Consider the following 17,422-nt stretch of genomic DNA (forward strand, 5'->3'; position numbering starts at 1 on the left):
TCTATTTCCATATTTCATGAAATATGGAAATAGAGATTCACGACAAGCTCGGCGCGCTTGCGCATCCCAAACGGCTGGATTTGTTCCGGCTGCTCATGCGCCGCTATCCTGGTTCAGTTGCCGCCGGTCAGATAGCGGACGCGCTGGGGCTTAAGCCCAACACGACTTCTACCTACCTAAACGCTCTCAAATCTGCCGGATTGATCGAACAGTCCCGCAGCGGGACGTCGTTGCAATATACGGCGAACCTGCCTGCGGTGCGGGGATTGTTTGATAGCCTTCTGGGTGAATGCTGTCAGAACCGCCCCGACCTCTGCCTGCAAACCCCCAAGGGGCCTTTCCTCAAGAACCCGGACCGCGTTATGAACGCTCTTTTTATCTGCACTGGGAATTCCGCCCGTTCCATCATGGCCGAAGCGATTCTGAACGATGCAGGTACCGGGTTATTCCGGGCGTATTCCGCGGGCAACGCCCCAACGGACGGGCCGAACCCAACTGTATTGGAGCTGCTGCAGAAAAAGGACTTCGATGTTTCGAAGTTGCGCTCAAAATCGGTGGAGGAATTCACCGTCGAAGACGCACCCAGAATGGATTTCGTTTTCACCGTCTGCGACCACGCGGCGAACGAAGCCTGTCCAGCTTGGCCCGGTCAGCCTATGAGCGCCCATTGGGGTCTGCCCGATCCGGTCAAGGCCGAAGGGACCGAGGCGCAAAAGCAGCTGGCGTTCCAGCAGACCTATGGTTTGCTGCGCAACCGCATCACAGCCTTTGCGAGCCTTCCTTTTGAAACGCTCGACCGTATCTCATTGCAACACAAGGTGGACGATATCGGCCGGATGTCCGATTAGCCCCTCGCCAACCCAAGGATTTCTCCATGAACATACTGGTTCTGTGTACCGGCAACTCAGCCCGGTCCATCCTGCTGGAATCGATCTTCAACCATAACGGCGACGCGCGTGTTCGCGCCTATTCCGCGGGTTCCAACCCGACGGGGCGGGTTCATCCGCAATCCCTGGCGCTGCTTAGTGCCGAAGGCCATGACCTTCGCGATGCCCGGTCCAAAAGCTGGGATGAGTTTGCCGCAGAAAACGCCCCGGAAATGGACATGGTGATCACCGTCTGCGGTTCCGCCGCCGATGAAACCTGCCCCGTGTGGCCCGGTGCACCCTTGCGCACGCACTGGGGCGTCGAAGACCCCGCCGCCGCGTCAGAGGCCGACTGGGACACCGCCTTTCGCACCGCATATGACATTCTGGGCCGCCGCGCCCAGGCCCTGCTGACGCTGCCAATTGAAACCATGGATAGCGCACAACTTACCGCTCATCTCAAACGTATCGGAGACATCCAATGAACGCCCGCCAGTACTTTGCCGAGTTTCTTGGAACAGCCTTCCTGCTGATCGGTGTCGTAGGGTCGGGTATCATGGCGCAAACATTGTCCGACGGGAACATCGCGCTTGCCTTGCTGGCCAATGCCATCGCCACCGGCTGCATGCTTTATGCCATCATCACGACGCTTGGCCCCGTGTCAGGCGCACATTTTAATCCGGCAGTAACTTTGGCTTTCGCCTTGCGCGGCGAACATCCATGGCGCGCTGTTGCGCCATACATGCTGGTTCAGATTGCCGGCGGCATCGTTGGCGTCTGGGCCAGTCACTACATGTTCGACCTGCCGATTCTACAAAGCTCGGAAACATTGCACCGCACCGGATCGCATCAATGGTTTTCCGAAATCATCGCGACCCTGGGCTTGCTTTTTGTGATTTTCGGCGGAATTCGGCACAAGCCGGATACTGTACCAGCGCTTGTGGGGCTCTATATCACTGGCGCCTACTGGTACACATCATCCACAAGTTTTGCGAATCCGGCGGTTACCATCGCTAGGGGCTTTACGGACACGTTTGCCGGGATATACCCTGCGCATATTCCGATGTTCATTTTAATGCAGATAATTGCTGTATTTATCGGTCACATAATACTGAACTGGCTGTTCACGCCAGAAGAATAACGGACCGGCCGCCACTCACATAACTGCAGGTCCGTCGGCCCGTTGCGGTATTGCCGCAGCGGGTTTTTTCACTCGATTGCCCTTACGGCAACATGCGACATTTTGTCATGTCCGCGATCCCACCCAACACTCCGTAGGCTGACTTGGGGGAGAGCAATCCTGGAACCTGAAAAAGGGAAGGCTCGCAGATGCTGAACTGGGCTGATCTGACGCAAGATTGGGACGCGTCTTATGCACGTGCGAAACGCAGGTTTCCTAACCTGCGCAACAGGGACATGGCGCGCGTTGGCGAAGATCGCAAACAATTCGAAGCGTATCTGGCCGAGCGTCACCACCTGACGGTGAACGAAGCGCGAGAAGAGCTTGAGGATTTTCTGTATACCGAAGCGTTGAACCGCGAAGTCGCCCAGACCCTAAGTAAGTGACGTCACCCACAGGATCGTCGCATCCTCATCACTGATTGAGATAACATTGTGGCCCATACTACCATCGTAGTATGCAGTGTCGCCCCGGCGCATTTCGACCGGTTCATAGAATTCGGTGAATAGCTGCACCACACCGGTGAGAACATACAGAAATTCCTCGCCATCGTGGCGCACCCATCCGTCGAACTCTTCCATCGAACGCGAGCGTACTCGTGCGCGGTAGGGAAGCATCTGCTTTTTGGTCAGCGTTTCGGCCAACAACTCATGTTCATAGGTGGTCGTGGCATGTGCAGTCCCCTCACCCATTTTGGTCACCGCCATGCGACCGATCACCTGATCACGCTGAGGTGGTGTAAAAAGCTGCGGGACCGAGATCTCTAGACCCGTTGCCAGCTTTTTAAGTGCATCATAGGTCGGGGACATCTGACCATTTTCGATCTTGCTGAGTGTCGACCGCGCGAGACCCGCCTGACTTGCCGCCTGTTCCAGTGTCCAGTTCCGGGCCTTGCGCAGTTCGCGCACCCGTGCGCCAAGATCGACCGGCTCCAACTCGGTGCTGACACCGTTGTCACGGGCGATTCTGACGATGGACTTATGATCATTAGTGGTCATGGGGCTTTCTATAGGGCCAGCATGCCCCGCTTGCAACGGACGTCATGCGGCGATAGCCAGTTCTCATGTTGTCAATCTTTGATCAGGGGCCTCCGCCACCCTGCCCGCGCCCGTTCAATCTTGCTGCGCATGTCATGCGTCATGCACAAACTTGTGCTGGGAAGACTGCGCTGTCGGTGCTTGGATCGACTGGTGCAACAGACTGGACTTACGGCGATCTGCGATCGGCCATTTTGGGGACCGGGGCGGGGTTGCTCCAGAGCGGCCTAAACCCCGGTGACACCGTCTTGATGCGACTGGGAAATACCGTCGATTTTCCTATCGCCTACTTGGGTGCAATTGCCGTGGGATTGGTTCCGGTGCCAACCTCATCGCAACTGACCGACACAGAAACCGGCAAGATCATCGACGATCTAAAACCCGCCGCAGTTTTGCGCGACCCCAATGTCACCTGCGCCCCGCATCCGCGTCAGATAATGTTGGTAGAGTTGGTTCGCATGCGATCCCTGCCCCCAGCAACATTTGCCATGGGTGATCCCGAGCGGCTGGCCTATGTCGTCTACACGTCAGGCACATCCGGCAAACCTCGGGCCGTGGCCCATGCGCATCGTGCGATTTGGGCGCGGCAGATGATGGTCGACGGCTGGTACGGCCTGCAATCCTCGGACCGCTTGTGCCACGCGGGTGCGTTCAACTGGACCTATACGCTGGGAACAGGATTGATGGATCCCTGGACCATCGGCGCAACGGCCCTGATCCCTGAACCGGGGACAGACATCAGTGAACTTCCCGCCCTGTTGAAACAACACCGAGCCACCATTTTTGCCGCCGCCCCGGGGGTCTTCCGGAAGATCATGCAAGAGGAGGTCCAACTGAACCTCCCCGATCTACGCCACGGCTTATGCGCCGGAGAAAAGCTTTCACGGCATCTGCATGAACAGTGGGTGCAACTTACCGGGACTGAGCTTTATGAGGCGTACGGCATGTCGGAATGCTCGACCTTCATTTCATCCAGCCCCAGCCACCCCGCGCGAGGGGAGGCTCTGGGTCAGCCACAGCCCGGGCGCCGCGTCGCCATCGTCGGGCCGGGCGGCCCGGTCCCGCAGGGGCAAGAGGGCACGATCGCCATTCATCGCAACGACCCCGGACTGATGCTGACCTATCTGAACGCGCCGGAAGAGGCCGAGGCGCGCATGGCTGGCAACTGGTTCCTGACCGGAGATCAGGGCGCGATGTCAGCCGATGGGCAGATCACCTATCTGGGCCGCGACGATGACATGATGAATGCAGGCGGATACAGGGTTTCTCCGGTCGAAGTTGAGGCCGCCCTATCCACCCACCCCGGCATAACGCAGGTCGGCGCGGCAGCGGTTGAGGTGAAACAGGACAGCTTTATCATCGTTGCCTTTTATACCGGACCCGAAGAACTGGACGCGGCGACGCTGCAGGCCTATGTGTCTGACAAGCTGGCGCGCTACAAACAGCCGCGCGCCTTTGTCCATCTGTCCGCCCTGCCCACCGGAGGCAACGGCAAACTCCTGCGCCGCGCCCTGCCGGCCTATTTCAAGGCGACGTCCGAATGACACAAACCGTTAAGCTCGACATCATGTCCGATCCCATCTGCCCCTGGTGCTATATCGGCAAGACCCATCTGGACAAAGCGCTCGCTGCGGTGCCCGAACACCCCTTTGTCATCGAATGGCATCCCTTTCAGCTGAATCCAGACATGCCCGACGCAGGCATGGACCGGCGCGAGTATCTCGAACGCAAGTTTGGCGGCAAGGACGGCGCTGTCCGCGCCTATGCTCCTGTGGTTGAACATGCCGAAAACGCTGGTCTGAAGATCGATTTCGAGGGCATGAAACGCACGCCCAACACACTGGATGCCCACCGCCTGATCCACTGGGCCGGGATCGAGACCAAACAGGACGCTGTGGTCGATGCCTTATTCAAAGCATACTTCGTAGATGCGCGCGACATCGGAAGTCACGAGGTCCTTGCCGATATCGCTGACAGCGTCGGTATGGACGCCGCAGTCGTTCTGAAACTGCTTCAATCTGACGCCGATCGCGAAGATATCCGCACCCGCGACAGCCATTCGCGAGAAATGGGCGTGAGTTCGGTTCCCACTTATATCGTGGCCAACCAACACGCTGTACCCGGTGCACAACCTCCTGAATTGTGGGGGAAAGTGATATCCGAGATCATGTCTCAGATTGAGGCTTCCCCTGCAGAATAGCACATATATCTGTGCATTTCTGATCTAGTCCAACCAAGTGCGCCGTGATAGCGCATTTGGGAAGGAGTTCCCCATGACTAATCGCATGTCCCGGGGCGAATTCATTGCGCTGGTCGCGATGATGTTCGCCACGATCGCATTTTCGATCGACTCAATGCTGCCCGCCCTGCCCGAGATCGGGGCCGAGCTTAGCCCCAATGACATGAACAAAGCACAGCTGATCCTGACATCTTTTGTTCTGGGCATGGGGATTGGCACATTCTTCACAGGCCCGATTTCGGATGCCTTTGGCCGCAAGCCAGTCATTTATGGCGGGGTCGCTCTCTATATTTTTGCCTCGGCTGTAGCTTGGGCCAGTTCATCGCTCGAACTGGTGCTTGCCGCGCGCGTTCTTCAGGGGCTTGGCGTTGCCGGTCCTCGCGTCGTGGCAATGGCGATCATTCGCGACCTCTTTTCCGGGCGCGAGATGGCGCGCATCATCTCCATCGCGATGATGATTTTCACCTTGGTCCCTGCCATCGCACCGCTGCTTGGCGCAGGGGTTATTGCCTTGGTTGGCTGGCGCGGGATCTTTGTGTCCTTCATTCTCTTTGCATCGGTCATCGTGATTTGGATGGCGACGCGCCTGCCCGAATCCCTGGCCCCCGAAAACCGCCGCCCATTCCGTTTGCCACTGATGATCACGGCCGTCCAAGAGATGCTTTCCCATCCCACGGTACGTCTGTCGATCCTTGTGCAGGCTCTGTGCATGGGGCTGCTGTTCACCATGTTGACAATGGTGCAGCCGGTATTTGACGTCATACATGATCGGGCAGAAAGCTTTCCGTTCTGGTTTGGCTTGGTAGCGCTGATCTCTGGTTCAGCCAGTCTATTGAACGCCGCGCTGGTTGTAAGTCTCGGCATGCGCCGGATCGTGACCTGGGCCTTAGGCCTGCAAATACTGATCACCGGAGGCGTCATCGTTCTGAACATGATGCCCTTGTCCCCGGATGTCTCATTTGCGGTGTTCGTGGCGTGGCAGACCTCGATATTCTTCATGGCGGGTGTCACCATGGGCAATCTGAACGCAATCGCGATGGAGCCGATGGGCCATATCGCAGGCATGGCCGCCTCGGTCATCGGTTCGATTGCCACGGTACTGGCCGCAGCGATTGCCGCGCCGATCGGGTTGTTGTTCGACGGGTCGATTACACCTTTGACCACAGGCGTGTTGATCATGTGCATCACGGGCTTCGGCCTGATGCTGCACATGGGCCGGATCGAAAACAGACTGCCCGCCTGATCTGTGCAGAGCCTCTGAAACCCGCTAAACTCCTGTCAATTCTTGGGAGGGGGTTTCATGAGCGACTATTATGATCTTGGCACGTATTCTCGTGTCGTCACCACTGCATCATCCGAGGCGCAGCTTTGGTTCAATCGCGGGCTGGTCTGGACCTATGGCTATAACCATGACGAAGCGGTCGCCTGCTTCCAGAAAGCCGCCGAGCATGACCCTGACTGCTCCATGGCGCATTGGGGCATCGCGTATGCGGCAGGGCCGAACTATAACCTGCCATGGGACCTGCGCGATGATCAGGGACAAATCAAATCGTTGGCTATTGCATATGATGCCACGCAAAAAGCCATGTCCCTTCTGGACAGGTGCACGCCGGTTGAGCAGGCCCTGATCCGGGCACTGCCAGCGCGCTACCCTCAGCGTGATCCGATCGAAGACATGCATCCCTGGAATCATGATTTTGCCGATGCCATGCGTGCGGCATTTGCAGAACTGCCCGGCGATCTGGATCTACGCACGATCTATGTTGAGGCATTGATGAATCTCACGCCCTGGCAGATGTGGGACCTTAAAACCGGTCAACCTGCCGAAGGTGCTGCCACATTGGAGGCGCAAGAGGCTTTGGAATTCGCGATGGCCAACGGCTCCGCCGCCATGTCACATCCCGGGCTGCTGCATCTGTATGTGCATCTGATGGAAATGTCGCCGACCCCCGAAAAAGCTTTGCAAGCTGGGGATATCCTGCGCACGCTCGTGCCGGACGCGGGGCATCTGGTGCATATGCCCACCCATATTGACGTGCTGTGCGGTCACTATCAAAACGTCACTTTTTGGAACGAAACCGCCTCTGTTGCGGACTTGAAATATTACGAGCGCGAAGGCCCGTTCAACATCTACACCGGTTATCGCCAGCATAATTATCACTTTGCTATCTACGGCGCGTTGTTTCTGGGACAGATGGAGCCCGCCCTGCGCGCCAATCAGGGCCTGTGGGACACCACACCCGAAGAGCTGCTGCGCATCGAAAGTCCGCCCATGGCGGATTATTTCGAAAGCTACATGTCCATGGGTCCGCATATCCTGATCCGCTTTGGGCGCTGGGAAGAAGCCAAGGCGCTGAACCTTCCTGACGACACGGACCTGTACCGCACACTCACCGCGACGACGCATTATGCGCGCGCCATCGCCCATGCGGCCACGGGCGAGGTTGCGCAGGCGGAATCCGAAGAACAACTGTTCCTCGCCGCAAAAACCTGCGTGCCCGAGACACGAAGATTGCACAACAACCGTGTCATTGACCTGCTTGAAATCGCAGCAGAAATGCTGCGAGGAGAGATCGAGTATCGCAGGGGCAACTACGAAATCGCCTATGCCCATCTGCGCAGGTCCGTCGAATTGGATGACACTCTGCCCTATGACGAGCCGTGGGGCTGGATGCAGCCCACCCGCCACGCACTGGGCGCGTTGTTATTCGAACAAGGCCATGTGGCCGAGGCCGAGATGGTTTATCGAGAGGATCTGGGCCTCGGAGGAAACCTCAGTCGTGCCTCAATCCACCCCGATAATGTCTGGAGCCTCAAGGGCTTGCGCGATTGCCTGAAAGAACGTGGAGAAACCATTGAAATCAAACAAGTCCAGCAGCGTCTTGATCTTGCGCTTGCCCGCGCGGACCGGGCCGTTGGCGCCTCCTGTTTCTGTGCCCAAGCCGCGATGAGAGCCGCAGAATGAAAGCACTGCCTTTGGCGCTGGCCCTACTACTGTGTGGCCCCGCACTTGCCCAACGGCAATCGTTTCCCCCTGTGGATCAAGCCGAACGTGACCCTGATTTGCTGGCCTTCCGGGCCGATCTGCTTGCAAAGATCACGGCACAAGATACCGAATCCGTGGTGGCCGCAGCCTGCCCTGGTATTTATCTGAGCCATGACAGCAAAGGCGGCCCGGACGAGTTCCGTTTGAACCTGACCGTACCGCCCGAAGTACTGGGCGAGGAATTCAAAGACGAGGCCGACGAACTGCGCGAGGCCTACTGGTCCGATCTGCAGAACACATTGTCGCAACCGGGCTATTTCGACGATCAGGGCGAATTCTGGATGCCCGCCCATTGGCAGATCGCCCTGCCCGCCTCGCTTGATCCGTTCACTGCGTATTTTGTGGCGGCTGAACGGGTTACCCTCCGCCAAACTCCATCGCGCAGCGGTGCGATTGTCGGATTGATCAGCCATGAGGTGGTCATCGTTCCCGACTACCAACCCGATGAAACCTATCAAAAAGTCAGACTTACGGATGGAACCACCGGCCACATGCACAGCGACTTTTTGACTTCCATGGTCGGGTATCGCGCGGCACTGGTGAAATCCGACACCGGCGACTGGCAGCTTTGTACCTTTGTAACGGGTGACTAAACCTTTGCTTTTTTCCTCGCGGCCACGATTTTCTCGGCCAGATCACGGGCGATGGCAAAGGCGCCTTTGATTTTGTCGCTGTCCTTTTTCCAGTCGCGCCGAACAACGATCTTGTTGTCCTTGACCTTGGCCAGTCCACGCTGGTTCTGGATGAATTCAACCAGTCCCTGAGGCGAGGCGAATTTGTCATTGTGGAACTGTATCGTCGCGCCCTTCGGCCCTCCGTCCAGCTTGGCAATGCCTGCCCGTTTACACATTGCCTTGATACGCACGACCAACATCAGAGTGTTGACCTCTTTCGGCAAAGAGCCAAAGCGGTCGATCAGTTCAGCGGCAAAACCTTCAAGCTCTACCTTGGTCGAAAGTGATGAGAGGCGTCGATAAAGACCCAGGCGCACGTCCAGATCGGGCACATAATCCTCGGGGATCAGAACCGGGACGCCAAGGTTAATCTGCGGGGCCCATTGATCGTCGGCATCCGACAGCCCCTCCATCTCACCGGCTTTGATCTTGGCAATCGCCTCTTCCAGCATCGACTGGTAGAGTTCATAGCCCACGTCGCGCATCTGACCGGACTGTTCCTCGCCCAGCAGATTGCCAGCGCCGCGAATATCCAGATCCTGTGAGGCCAGCGTAAAACCGGCACCCAATGTATCCAATGATCCAAGAACACGCAGACGCTTTTCGGCCGTTGCCGTCAGACGCGCGCGCGGTTTGGTGGTCAGATAGGCATAGGCCCGAGTTTTCGAGCGCCCGACCCTGCCGCGAATTTGATAAAGCTGCGCCAAACCGAACATATCCGCCCGGTGCACGACCATGGTGTTTGCCGTCGGAATATCCAGTCCGCTTTCCACGATCGTCGTAGCCAGCAGCACGTCGTACTTCCCGTCATAAAACGCGTTCATCCGATCATCGAGCTCGCCCGCCGCCATTTGCCCATGCGCCACCATGTAGGTCAGTTCGGGCAGTTGTTCCTTTAGGAACTCTTCGATGTCCGGCAGGTCCGAGATACGCGGCACCACGTAAAAGCTTTGCCCACCGCGATAATGTTCGCGCAGCAACGCCTCACGGATCGTGACCGCATCGAATTCGCTGACATAGGTACGGATGGCAAGGCGGTCGATGGGCGGGGTTCCGATGATCGACAGATCACGCACACCGGTCAGTGACAGCTGCAGCGTCCGAGGGATCGGAGTGGCAGTGAGCGTTAGAACATGCACGTCTGAGCGCAATTGCTTTAACCGTTCTTTATGCGCCACGCCGAAATGCTGCTCTTCGTCGATGATCAGCAGGCCTAGATTGTTGAACCTGATCCCCTTGGCCAGCAGAGCATGGGTACCGATTACTATATCCACAGTGCCACGCGCCATCCCGTCGCGCGTTTGTTGCGCATCCTTCGCCGATACAAAGCGCGACAGTTGCCGTACCTCCAGTGGAAACCCCCGGAAGCGTTCCTTGAATGAGGCCGCATGCTGCCGCGCAAGCAGCGTGGTTGGCGCGACAACTGCCACCTGTACGCCCGACATGGCGGCAACGAAGGCCGCGCGCATTGCGACCTCGGTCTTGCCAAAGCCCACGTCACCACAGATCAGACGATCCATCGGAGCGCCGGAGTGCATGTCTTCCATGACCTCAGAGATTGCACGCAGCTGATCGTCGGTTTCCTGATAGGGGAAACGCGCGCTGAACTCTTCCCACGCGTGGGGTGGCGGGTCCATTATCGGTGCTTTGCGCAATGCACGTTCGGCAGCAATGCGGATCAGCTTGTCCGCCATTTCGCGGATACGCTCTTTCAGCTTGGCCTTCTTGGCCTGCCATGCGCCACCGCCCAACCGATCAAGCAGCCCCTCGTCATGGCCGTATTTTGACAGCAGTTCGATGTTTTCGACAGGCAGATACAGCTTGGACTGTTCAGCATATTCCAACAGCAGGCATTCGTGGGCCGCACCTGCAGCGGTGACGACCTCCATCCCTTTAAAGCGCCCGATGCCGTGATCGACGTGGACCACCAGATCACCGGGGCTGAGCGATTGCGTCTCAGTCAGGAAGTTCTCGGCCTTGCGCCGTTTCTTGGGTTGGCGGATCAGGCGGTCGCCCAACACGTCCTGCTCGGCGATCACTGTCATGTCGGGTGTTTCGAACCCGTGTTCCAATGCCCAGACCGCCAGATGCAGGCCACGTTTTCCAATCCGCGTACCATCTGAGACGGGGACCGCCTCGGCCAGACCTTCATCCTCGATCAACCCGGTCAGACGTTCGCGCGCGCCTTCGGAATATGAAGCGATAAGGACAGGACCCTTGTCCATCTTGTTTTGGATGTGACTTGCCAGCGCACCAAACAGGCTGATGCTCTCCTGTTGACGCTCTGGCGCAAAATTACGCCCGATCCGGCCACCTGCATCGATCACACCCGGCCCGCTGGATTGCGGCAACGGGTTGAACTGCAACACCCGCCGTTCGTCGACAGCAATTTCCCATGCAGCGTCATCCATATAAAGCAGATTGGGTGGCGTGGGTTTATAGACGGTATCCATACGCGCGCGGTTTTCCAACGCAAGTCGCCGCGTTTCGTACTGATCCGAAATACTATCCCAGCGCGCCAACCGCGCCGGTGTGACCTGATCATCCAGCGAAATCGTGGCTCCCGGCAGATAGTCAAACAGCGTCTCAAGCTTTTCGTGGAAAAACGGCAGCCAATGTTCCATCCCCTGATGCTTTCGACCGGCACTGACGGCCTCGTACAAGGGGTCATCGGTGCCCGCGGCCCCGAATTCGATGCGATAATTCTGGCGGAATCGGGTTATTGCCGCGTCATCCATAATGACCTCGGACACCGGGGCCAGTTCTACCAGGTCGAGCTTTTCTGTAGTCCGCTGGGTCGCAGGATCAAACCGGCGCGCACCATCCAGAACGTCTCCGAAAAAATCCAGTCGCACGGGGCCACTGTCCCCCGGGGGGAAAATATCGATAATGCCACCACGAACGGCGTAATCACCCGGCTCCATCACCGTGGGGCTTTGGGTGAAACCCATCCGCACCAGAAAGGCGCGAAGGGCCGCTTCGTCAATGCGCTGATCCACGCGGGCAGTGAACGCAGCCTCGCGTAAAACCTCGCGGGCGGGAACTCTCTGTGTCACGGCATTCAGAGTTGTCAGCAGAACAAACTGCTGCGGCATCTGATGAACCAATGCCGCCAGAGTCGCCACACGCGCAGCAGATATGTCTGCATTCGGCGAAACCCGATCATAGGGTAGACAATCCCAGCCGGGGAATACAAATACAGGCATATCCGGCGCAAAGAACGCCAGTGCCGCCCGCATCGCCTCCATCCGCTTGTCATCGCGGGCGATATGGCAGACCGGACCACCCGAACGGGCGATCTCATTCAGCACAAGCTGCGCATCAAACCCCTCAGGGGCGCCGCCAACCGTTACGTGGTTCGGAGCCTTCATTGTGCTGCCTTTCAGATATCACCAACTCAGAACGCCAACCGTGAAGTTCTGATACATGCCCCAAAACGAAGTGACCAGAATAGAGATCATACCAATGATCTGCGTATACACCCGGCAACGGATCAGTTTTTTGGAGACAAGTTCCAACGTCAATTCTTGCTGGCTCAATCGTCGTGCGGCCGAGATGTTTATTAGCGTTACGAAACACATCGGAAACAACAGCAAGAACACTGCTTGCGCGAACTCCAGCCCGTAGAAAAAGCCCATTGTGGCCAATCCTGTCAGCACGAAACTACAAATCGCAAAAATCGCAAGCCCGGACGTGTCAACGATGTATAACAGCCGGTTCGTGTTGATCCTGGCGATATCCAGCAGGTCTTGTTCCGACTGGCCACCCACCCGACGCGCACGCGTTACCAGATCATGGGGCACGCCAATTGCCCAGTGGCTGGCAGAGGACCAAAGAACGGCTAAGCCGATCCAATACCACAGATTCGAAAAGCTCCGCATATCGATGATTTCGAAAATCGAAGAGTAAATGTCCAAGCCACTGCCCTTTATTATACGTCTGCAGGGACCCTCATCGCATAGATGCGTCCATTGTTACCCTTGAGACCACCGGGAATTCATGCCACCCAATGCGCAATTGTTCAAGGAGAGTGCGCCATGAAACCGACCATCGCCCCCTATCCTCTGACCAGGTTCCGTCGGGCCCGTCAATCTCAGGCAATCCGGGGGCTGGTGCGCGAGAATACTTTGACCGTCGACGACTTTATCTGGCCGGTCTTCGTGCGAGATGGCGAAGGCATTGAAGAGCCCGTGCCATCCATGCCCGGTGTCATGCGTCGTTCGGTAGATCTGATCGCCAAAGCCGCCCTCGAGGCGCAAGCCCTTGGCATACCCGCAATATGTTTGTTCCCCTACACCGACGCAAGCCTGAAAACTGAAGACTGCGCCGAGGCCTGGAACCCCGACAACCTATCGAACCGCGCCATTCGTGCAGTTAAGGCCTCCGCCCCCGATATTGCGGTAATGACCGACGTCGCGTTGGACCCGTACAACATCAACGGCCATGACGGCTATGTGGTCGATGGCGAAATCGTGAATGACCAGACGGTCGAAGCACTGGTGAAGATGACGCTGGCGCAAGCGGAGGCCGGAGCAGACATCATCGGGCCTTCGGATATGATGGATGGCCGGATCGGCGCGATGCGCAGCGCGCTTGAGGCTGCAGGGCATCACAATGTCATGATCCTCAGCTATGCCGCGAAATACGCCAGCGCCTTTTATGGTCCGTTCCGCGATGCCGTTGGCGCTTCGGGCGCTCTGACCGGCGACAAGAAAACCTATCAGATGGATCCTGCGAACTCGAACGAAGCGTTGCGTCTGATCGAACGCGACCTGACTGAAGGCGCGGATATGGTGATGATCAAGCCCGGGATGCCGTATTTGGATATCTGTCGGCGCGTGAAGGACAACTTTGGCGCACCGACCTACGCATATCAGGTGTCCGGCGAATTCGCGATGATCCGGGCTGCAGCCCAGAACGGATGGATTGACGGCGAAAAAGTGATGCTGGAAAGCCTGATGGCGTTCAAACGCGCAGGGTGCGACGGCATTCTGACCTACTTTGCACCCGAGGCCGCACGCATCCTGCAAGGCTAACACCACAGTTTTTCGCAATTTTTCGCCGATTTGCTGCGTCCGCAGCACAGCTTTCCCGTGACAGGCAGGCACAATCGGCGTATTCTTGCAGACAAGATCGGGAATACCCGACAATTCAGGCACATATACAGAGACAGAGAAACATGAGCAGTTCAAACTCCCCCCGACTCAGCCGTCGCGGTTTTGCATTTGGCGTGGCCGGATTGACGCTGACCGCCGCGTGCGGCAACGGCGTTGGGAATACCAACGCCGCAACGCTCGACGCGCGCGTCGACGCGACGCTGAACGAAATGTACAGCAAATACCCCAATACCCGCGAGATCGCCAACAAGGCCAACGGGATGTTGGTTATGCCGCTGATCACCGATGCCGGATTTATCTTTGGCGGGGCCTATGGTCAGGGCGCATTGCGCATTCAGGGTGCAACAGTCGACTATTATTCCGCCATATCTGGCAGTGCAGGCCTGCAGATCGGTGCGCAGCAATACGCGCATGTTCTGTTCTTCATGACCGAAGAAGCACTGAACGATTTCCGCCGCTCCAGCGGTTGGACCGCTGGGGCTGATATCGGATACGTCGTCGATGCGACCGGCGAATCCCTGTCCACCGACACGACCCAGCTGCGCAAGCCGGTGCTGGCTGCCGTCTTCGGTCAGGCGGGTCTGAAGTTTGGTGCGACGGTCGAAGGCATCAAATACACACGCATCATTCCCTGATTTAATAAATTCCCCCTCCCCCTCGGACGAGCCCTGCTACATCTTGTGGCGGGGCTCTGGGTTTTAGTGGATTTACGCAATTTCAGCAGGCATTCCTCTTTCGGTCCGGAAGGGCTTCCAGTAACCTCGGCGCAAACGAATATACTGATTTCTTGGGGGACAGATGGGTCTGGTTTTTCGCTGGCTGGTGCGGCTTACGACGGGCCTGATCCTGCTTACCGTTGCGGCGGTCGGGTTGATCTATTTTCTGGCCAGCCAATCCCTGCCTGAATACGATCAGTCCCTGGAAGTCGAAGGGATAACAGCCCCGGTCGAAATCATCCGCGACACGGCGAATGTGCCGCACATACTTGGCAATTCCGATCCGGATGTGTTCTTCGGCCTTGGATACGCCCACGCGCAGGACCGGCTTTGGCAAATGACCGTTTTACGCCGTACCGTGCAGGGCCGATTGTCAGAAGTATTCGGCCAACGCACAGTTCACATAGACAAACTGTTGCGTCGACTGGACCTTTATGGCCTCGCCCATCGTTCTGTCACGGTGCAGGACGATTACACAAAGGCGGCTCTGCGCGCTTATTCTGCCGGGATCAACGCGCGTCTGGCTGAAATAAACGAACAAGCCCTTGGTCGTGGCGCGCCCGAGATGTTCCTGTTCAATGCACCCGTTCCGCCCTGGCAACCCGGAGACAGTCTGGCGATCATGAAGTTGATGAGCTTGCAACTCTCAGGCCATCTTGCGGATGAGGTTCTACGCGCCCGGACGTCTCTGATATTGAACGACCCTACGCGTTTGGCCGATATTTTACCGGATGTCCCCGGCCCCGGCATCGCAGCCTTGCCCGAATATGCCGTGCTGTTTCCGAACCTGCCGCGTTATGCGCATGGCACCCCGATGCCCGATACGCCACTTTCGCCCTTCCCGCGGCGCGGTTTGGCAGGTGCATCCAATGCCTGGACAGCCGCACCGTCCCGCTCGGCCAGCGGCGGCACATTGTTAGCCAACGATCCTCATCTGGGCTTTACCGCCCCCGGTATCTGGTATCTGGCACGATTGGAACTGGCCAAAGGCGGTGTGATCGGTGCAACCATACCTGGAATACCGGCGGTTTCAGCTGGTCGGAGCGAGCGTTTGGGTTGGGGGCTGACCTCATCCTATCTGGACGATCAGGACGTTCACATTGAACAACTGAACCCCGACAACCCCGAGGAATACCTGACGCCCGACGGCTATGCACGTTTCCGGACCCGCCCTTCGATCATCGAAATCAAGGACGCAGCGCCGATTACCCTGACCCTGCGCTGGACCGAGAACGGCCCCGTTCTACCGGGCACGCATTATGATTTGGAAACGATAACGCCCCCAGGTCATGTCGCGTCTCTGTCGTGGAGCGCGCTCAGCCCGCGCGACACATCCATGAGCGCATCTTTGGCACTGATGGGCGCCGATACGGTGCGCCAGGCCATCAATCTGGCCGAAGATTTCATCGCACCTTCACAAAACCTGTCGCTGGTCGATGAAAACACCATCGGCCTGAAACTGATCGGTGCTATGCCCCGACGCGACCTGAACAACCAAAGCCGAGGCCGCATTCCCACACCCGGTTGGCTGGAACGCAACCGCTGGCAGGGTCGATTGCCTTATGCGGATAACCCGGAGTTCGTAGCGCCGGTGGGCGGCGTTTTGGGCAATACCAACAACAAGATCATCGACCGCCCCTTCCCTGATCACGTTTCATACGAATGGGGCGATACGCAGCGGGTTCACCGCTGGGAGCGTCTGATGCAATCGCGTGAAGTGCACACGCGCGACAGCTTTATCGAGGCGCAGTTGGATACGGTCAGCTTTACCGCTCGGTCACTGTTACCATTGATCGGCGCCGACCTTTGGTTCACCGGGGAATCCGCACCAGAAGGCACTTCGGAGCGTCAGCGCCAGGTCGCGCTTGATCTACTTGCCAACTGGAATGGTGAGATGAACGAACATCTGCCAGAGCCGTTGATCTATGCTGCCTGGCTGCGCGCGCTGCAAATCCGCCTGATCTCGGACGATCTTGGCCCGTTGGCAGCAGAATACAAACATGTCGAGCCGCTGTTCATCGAACGTGTCTATCGTGACATCGAAGGGGCGTCGGTCTGGTGCGATGTGCGCCAAAGCGCACCGGTTGAAACCTGCACCGACATGGCAAGGCTGGCGCTGGATGATGCAATCATCTGGATTTCCGAACGCTATGGCACCGCACTTCAATCCTTGCGTTGGGGCGATGCACATCAGGCCGCCCATGACCACCCGGTACTGGGTGAAGTGCCGGTGCTGCGCTTCTTCGTCAACATCCGCCAATCCACCAGCGGGGGCGACAACACGCTGCTGCGCGGACGCACTTCGGGCGAAGGACCAGACCCGTTCCAGAACGTGCACGGCGCAGGATACCGGGGTGTGTATGATTTCGCCGACCCTGACAGTTCGGTATTCATAACAGCCACGGGTCAGTCGGGCCATTTCCTGTCGCGTTATTACGACGATCAGGCCCAGTTGTGGCGGCGCGGAGAATATATTCCTATGTCATTGGATATTGGTCTTGCTCGCGCTGCGGCAGTTGGTGTGACCCTGCTCAACCCTCGCTAGGC

At 57.7% G+C, this 17,422-nt stretch carries 15 protein-coding genes; 12 read left to right on the forward strand and 3 right to left on the reverse strand.

Annotated features, from left to right (window positions below; translation table 11 throughout):
- The first annotated feature begins 23 nt into the window (after nucleotides 1–23).
- The 4 genes from Q1B46_RS07235 (at nucleotide 24) to Q1B46_RS07250 (ending at nucleotide 2,432) form a co-directional block, all read left to right on the forward strand.
- Nucleotides 24–848, forward strand: coding sequence for a helix-turn-helix domain-containing protein (locus Q1B46_RS07235; protein ID WP_299946351.1), 825 nt, complete (start codon nucleotides 24–26; stop codon nucleotides 846–848).
- 26 nt (nucleotides 849–874) lie between these two features.
- Entirely contained in the window at nucleotides 875–1,351 is a 477-nt protein-coding gene (locus Q1B46_RS07240) for an arsenate reductase ArsC (RefSeq protein WP_299946353.1), read from the forward strand.
- Nucleotides 1,348–2,007 carry an MIP/aquaporin family protein gene (locus tag Q1B46_RS07245; protein WP_299946355.1) on the forward strand — a complete coding sequence of 220 codons (660 nt, stop codon included), beginning with the start codon at nucleotides 1,348–1,350 and terminating at the stop codon, nucleotides 2,005–2,007. Before Q1B46_RS07240 ends, Q1B46_RS07245 begins: the two co-directional genes overlap by 4 nt.
- A gap of 188 nt (nucleotides 2,008–2,195) precedes the next feature.
- Nucleotides 2,196–2,432 (forward strand): hypothetical protein, encoded by a 237-nt coding sequence (locus Q1B46_RS07250; RefSeq protein WP_299946357.1) that lies wholly within the window; start codon nucleotides 2,196–2,198, stop codon nucleotides 2,430–2,432.
- Here the strand turns inward: Q1B46_RS07250 and Q1B46_RS07255 are convergent.
- Nucleotides 2,421–3,044, reverse strand: a complete 624-nt coding sequence (locus Q1B46_RS07255) for an XRE family transcriptional regulator (protein ID WP_299946359.1) — start codon at nucleotides 3,042–3,044, stop codon at nucleotides 2,421–2,423. The genes Q1B46_RS07250 and Q1B46_RS07255 overlap by 12 nt on opposite strands.
- A gap of 65 nt (nucleotides 3,045–3,109) precedes the next feature.
- Here Q1B46_RS07255 and Q1B46_RS07260 point away from each other — a divergent pair, with 65 nt between their 5' ends.
- From Q1B46_RS07260 to Q1B46_RS07280, 5 genes are all read left to right on the forward strand, one after another.
- Entirely contained in the window at nucleotides 3,110–4,627 is a 1,518-nt protein-coding gene (locus Q1B46_RS07260) for a class I adenylate-forming enzyme family protein (protein WP_299946361.1), read from the forward strand.
- Complete coding sequence (locus Q1B46_RS07265; RefSeq protein ID WP_299946363.1) at nucleotides 4,624–5,283, forward strand: DsbA family oxidoreductase; 660 nt, start codon at nucleotides 4,624–4,626, stop codon at nucleotides 5,281–5,283. The genes Q1B46_RS07260 and Q1B46_RS07265 overlap by 4 nt, the downstream gene beginning before the upstream one ends.
- Before the next feature lie 73 nt (nucleotides 5,284–5,356).
- Complete coding sequence (locus Q1B46_RS07270; protein WP_299946364.1) at nucleotides 5,357–6,565, forward strand: MFS transporter; 1,209 nt, start codon at nucleotides 5,357–5,359, stop codon at nucleotides 6,563–6,565.
- Between the two features lie 57 nt (nucleotides 6,566–6,622).
- Nucleotides 6,623–8,287 (forward strand): tetratricopeptide repeat protein, encoded by a 1,665-nt coding sequence (locus Q1B46_RS07275; RefSeq protein WP_299946366.1) that lies wholly within the window; start codon nucleotides 6,623–6,625, stop codon nucleotides 8,285–8,287.
- Nucleotides 8,284–8,961, forward strand: a complete 678-nt coding sequence (locus Q1B46_RS07280; RefSeq protein ID WP_299946368.1) for an SH3 domain-containing protein — start codon at nucleotides 8,284–8,286, stop codon at nucleotides 8,959–8,961. The genes Q1B46_RS07275 and Q1B46_RS07280 overlap by 4 nt, the downstream gene beginning before the upstream one ends.
- On the opposite strand, the gene mfd is transcribed toward Q1B46_RS07280, so the two are convergent.
- Nucleotides 8,958–12,413 carry a transcription-repair coupling factor gene (gene mfd, locus Q1B46_RS07285; protein WP_299946370.1) on the reverse strand — a complete coding sequence of 1,152 codons (3,456 nt, stop codon included), beginning with the start codon at nucleotides 12,411–12,413 and terminating at the stop codon, nucleotides 8,958–8,960. The two genes, Q1B46_RS07280 and mfd, sit on opposite strands and share 4 nt — an antisense overlap.
- 18 nt (nucleotides 12,414–12,431) lie before the next feature.
- A complete protein-coding gene (locus Q1B46_RS07290) occupies nucleotides 12,432–12,959 on the reverse strand; it encodes a component of SufBCD complex (protein ID WP_299946372.1) in 528 nt (175 codons plus the stop codon).
- 120 nt (nucleotides 12,960–13,079) lie between these two features.
- Between Q1B46_RS07290 and hemB the strand changes: the two genes are divergently transcribed.
- The 3 genes from hemB (at nucleotide 13,080) to Q1B46_RS07305 (ending at nucleotide 17,420) form a co-directional block, all read left to right on the forward strand.
- On the forward strand, nucleotides 13,080–14,078 hold the full coding sequence (gene hemB, locus Q1B46_RS07295) for a porphobilinogen synthase (RefSeq protein ID WP_299946374.1): 999 nt from the start codon (nucleotides 13,080–13,082) through the stop codon (nucleotides 14,076–14,078).
- A gap of 143 nt (nucleotides 14,079–14,221) precedes the next feature.
- The gene (locus tag Q1B46_RS07300; RefSeq protein WP_299946376.1) at nucleotides 14,222–14,794 is read left to right on the forward strand and encodes a YSC84-related protein; all 573 of its coding nucleotides are present in this window, start codon (nucleotides 14,222–14,224) and stop codon (nucleotides 14,792–14,794) included.
- Between the two features lie 163 nt (nucleotides 14,795–14,957).
- Nucleotides 14,958–17,420, forward strand: a complete 2,463-nt coding sequence (locus tag Q1B46_RS07305; protein ID WP_299946378.1) for a penicillin acylase family protein — start codon at nucleotides 14,958–14,960, stop codon at nucleotides 17,418–17,420.
- Nucleotides 17,421–17,422 lie beyond the last annotated feature (2 nt).

It is taken from the genome of uncultured Ruegeria sp., from assembly GCF_947500045.1.
GTDB lineage: Bacteria > Pseudomonadota > Alphaproteobacteria > Rhodobacterales > Rhodobacteraceae > Ruegeria.

Excerpts from the sequence above, each read along its gene's own strand:
- Q1B46_RS07235 (WP_299946351.1), top strand. The coding sequence starts at position 24 with ATGGAAATAGAGATTCACGACAAGCTCGGCGCGCTTGCGCATCCCAAA.
- Q1B46_RS07240 (WP_299946353.1), top strand. The coding sequence starts at position 875 with ATGAACATACTGGTTCTGTGTACCGGCAACTCAGCCCGGTCCATCCTG.
- Q1B46_RS07245 (WP_299946355.1), top strand. The coding sequence starts at position 1,348 with ATGAACGCCCGCCAGTACTTTGCCGAGTTTCTTGGAACAGCCTTCCTG.
- Q1B46_RS07250 (WP_299946357.1), top strand. The coding sequence starts at position 2,196 with ATGCTGAACTGGGCTGATCTGACGCAAGATTGGGACGCGTCTTATGCA.
- Q1B46_RS07255 (WP_299946359.1), bottom strand. The coding sequence starts at position 3,044 with ATGACCACTAATGATCATAAGTCCATCGTCAGAATCGCCCGTGACAAC.
- Q1B46_RS07260 (WP_299946361.1), top strand. The coding sequence starts at position 3,110 with ATGTTGTCAATCTTTGATCAGGGGCCTCCGCCACCCTGCCCGCGCCCG.
- Q1B46_RS07265 (WP_299946363.1), top strand. The coding sequence starts at position 4,624 with ATGACACAAACCGTTAAGCTCGACATCATGTCCGATCCCATCTGCCCC.
- Q1B46_RS07270 (WP_299946364.1), top strand. The coding sequence starts at position 5,357 with ATGACTAATCGCATGTCCCGGGGCGAATTCATTGCGCTGGTCGCGATG.
- Q1B46_RS07275 (WP_299946366.1), top strand. The coding sequence starts at position 6,623 with ATGAGCGACTATTATGATCTTGGCACGTATTCTCGTGTCGTCACCACT.
- Q1B46_RS07280 (WP_299946368.1), top strand. The coding sequence starts at position 8,284 with ATGAAAGCACTGCCTTTGGCGCTGGCCCTACTACTGTGTGGCCCCGCA.
- mfd (WP_299946370.1), bottom strand. The coding sequence starts at position 12,413 with ATGAAGGCTCCGAACCACGTAACGGTTGGCGGCGCCCCTGAGGGGTTT.
- hemB (WP_299946374.1), top strand. The coding sequence starts at position 13,080 with ATGAAACCGACCATCGCCCCCTATCCTCTGACCAGGTTCCGTCGGGCC.
- Q1B46_RS07300 (WP_299946376.1), top strand. The coding sequence starts at position 14,222 with ATGAGCAGTTCAAACTCCCCCCGACTCAGCCGTCGCGGTTTTGCATTT.
- Q1B46_RS07305 (WP_299946378.1), top strand. The coding sequence starts at position 14,958 with ATGGGTCTGGTTTTTCGCTGGCTGGTGCGGCTTACGACGGGCCTGATC.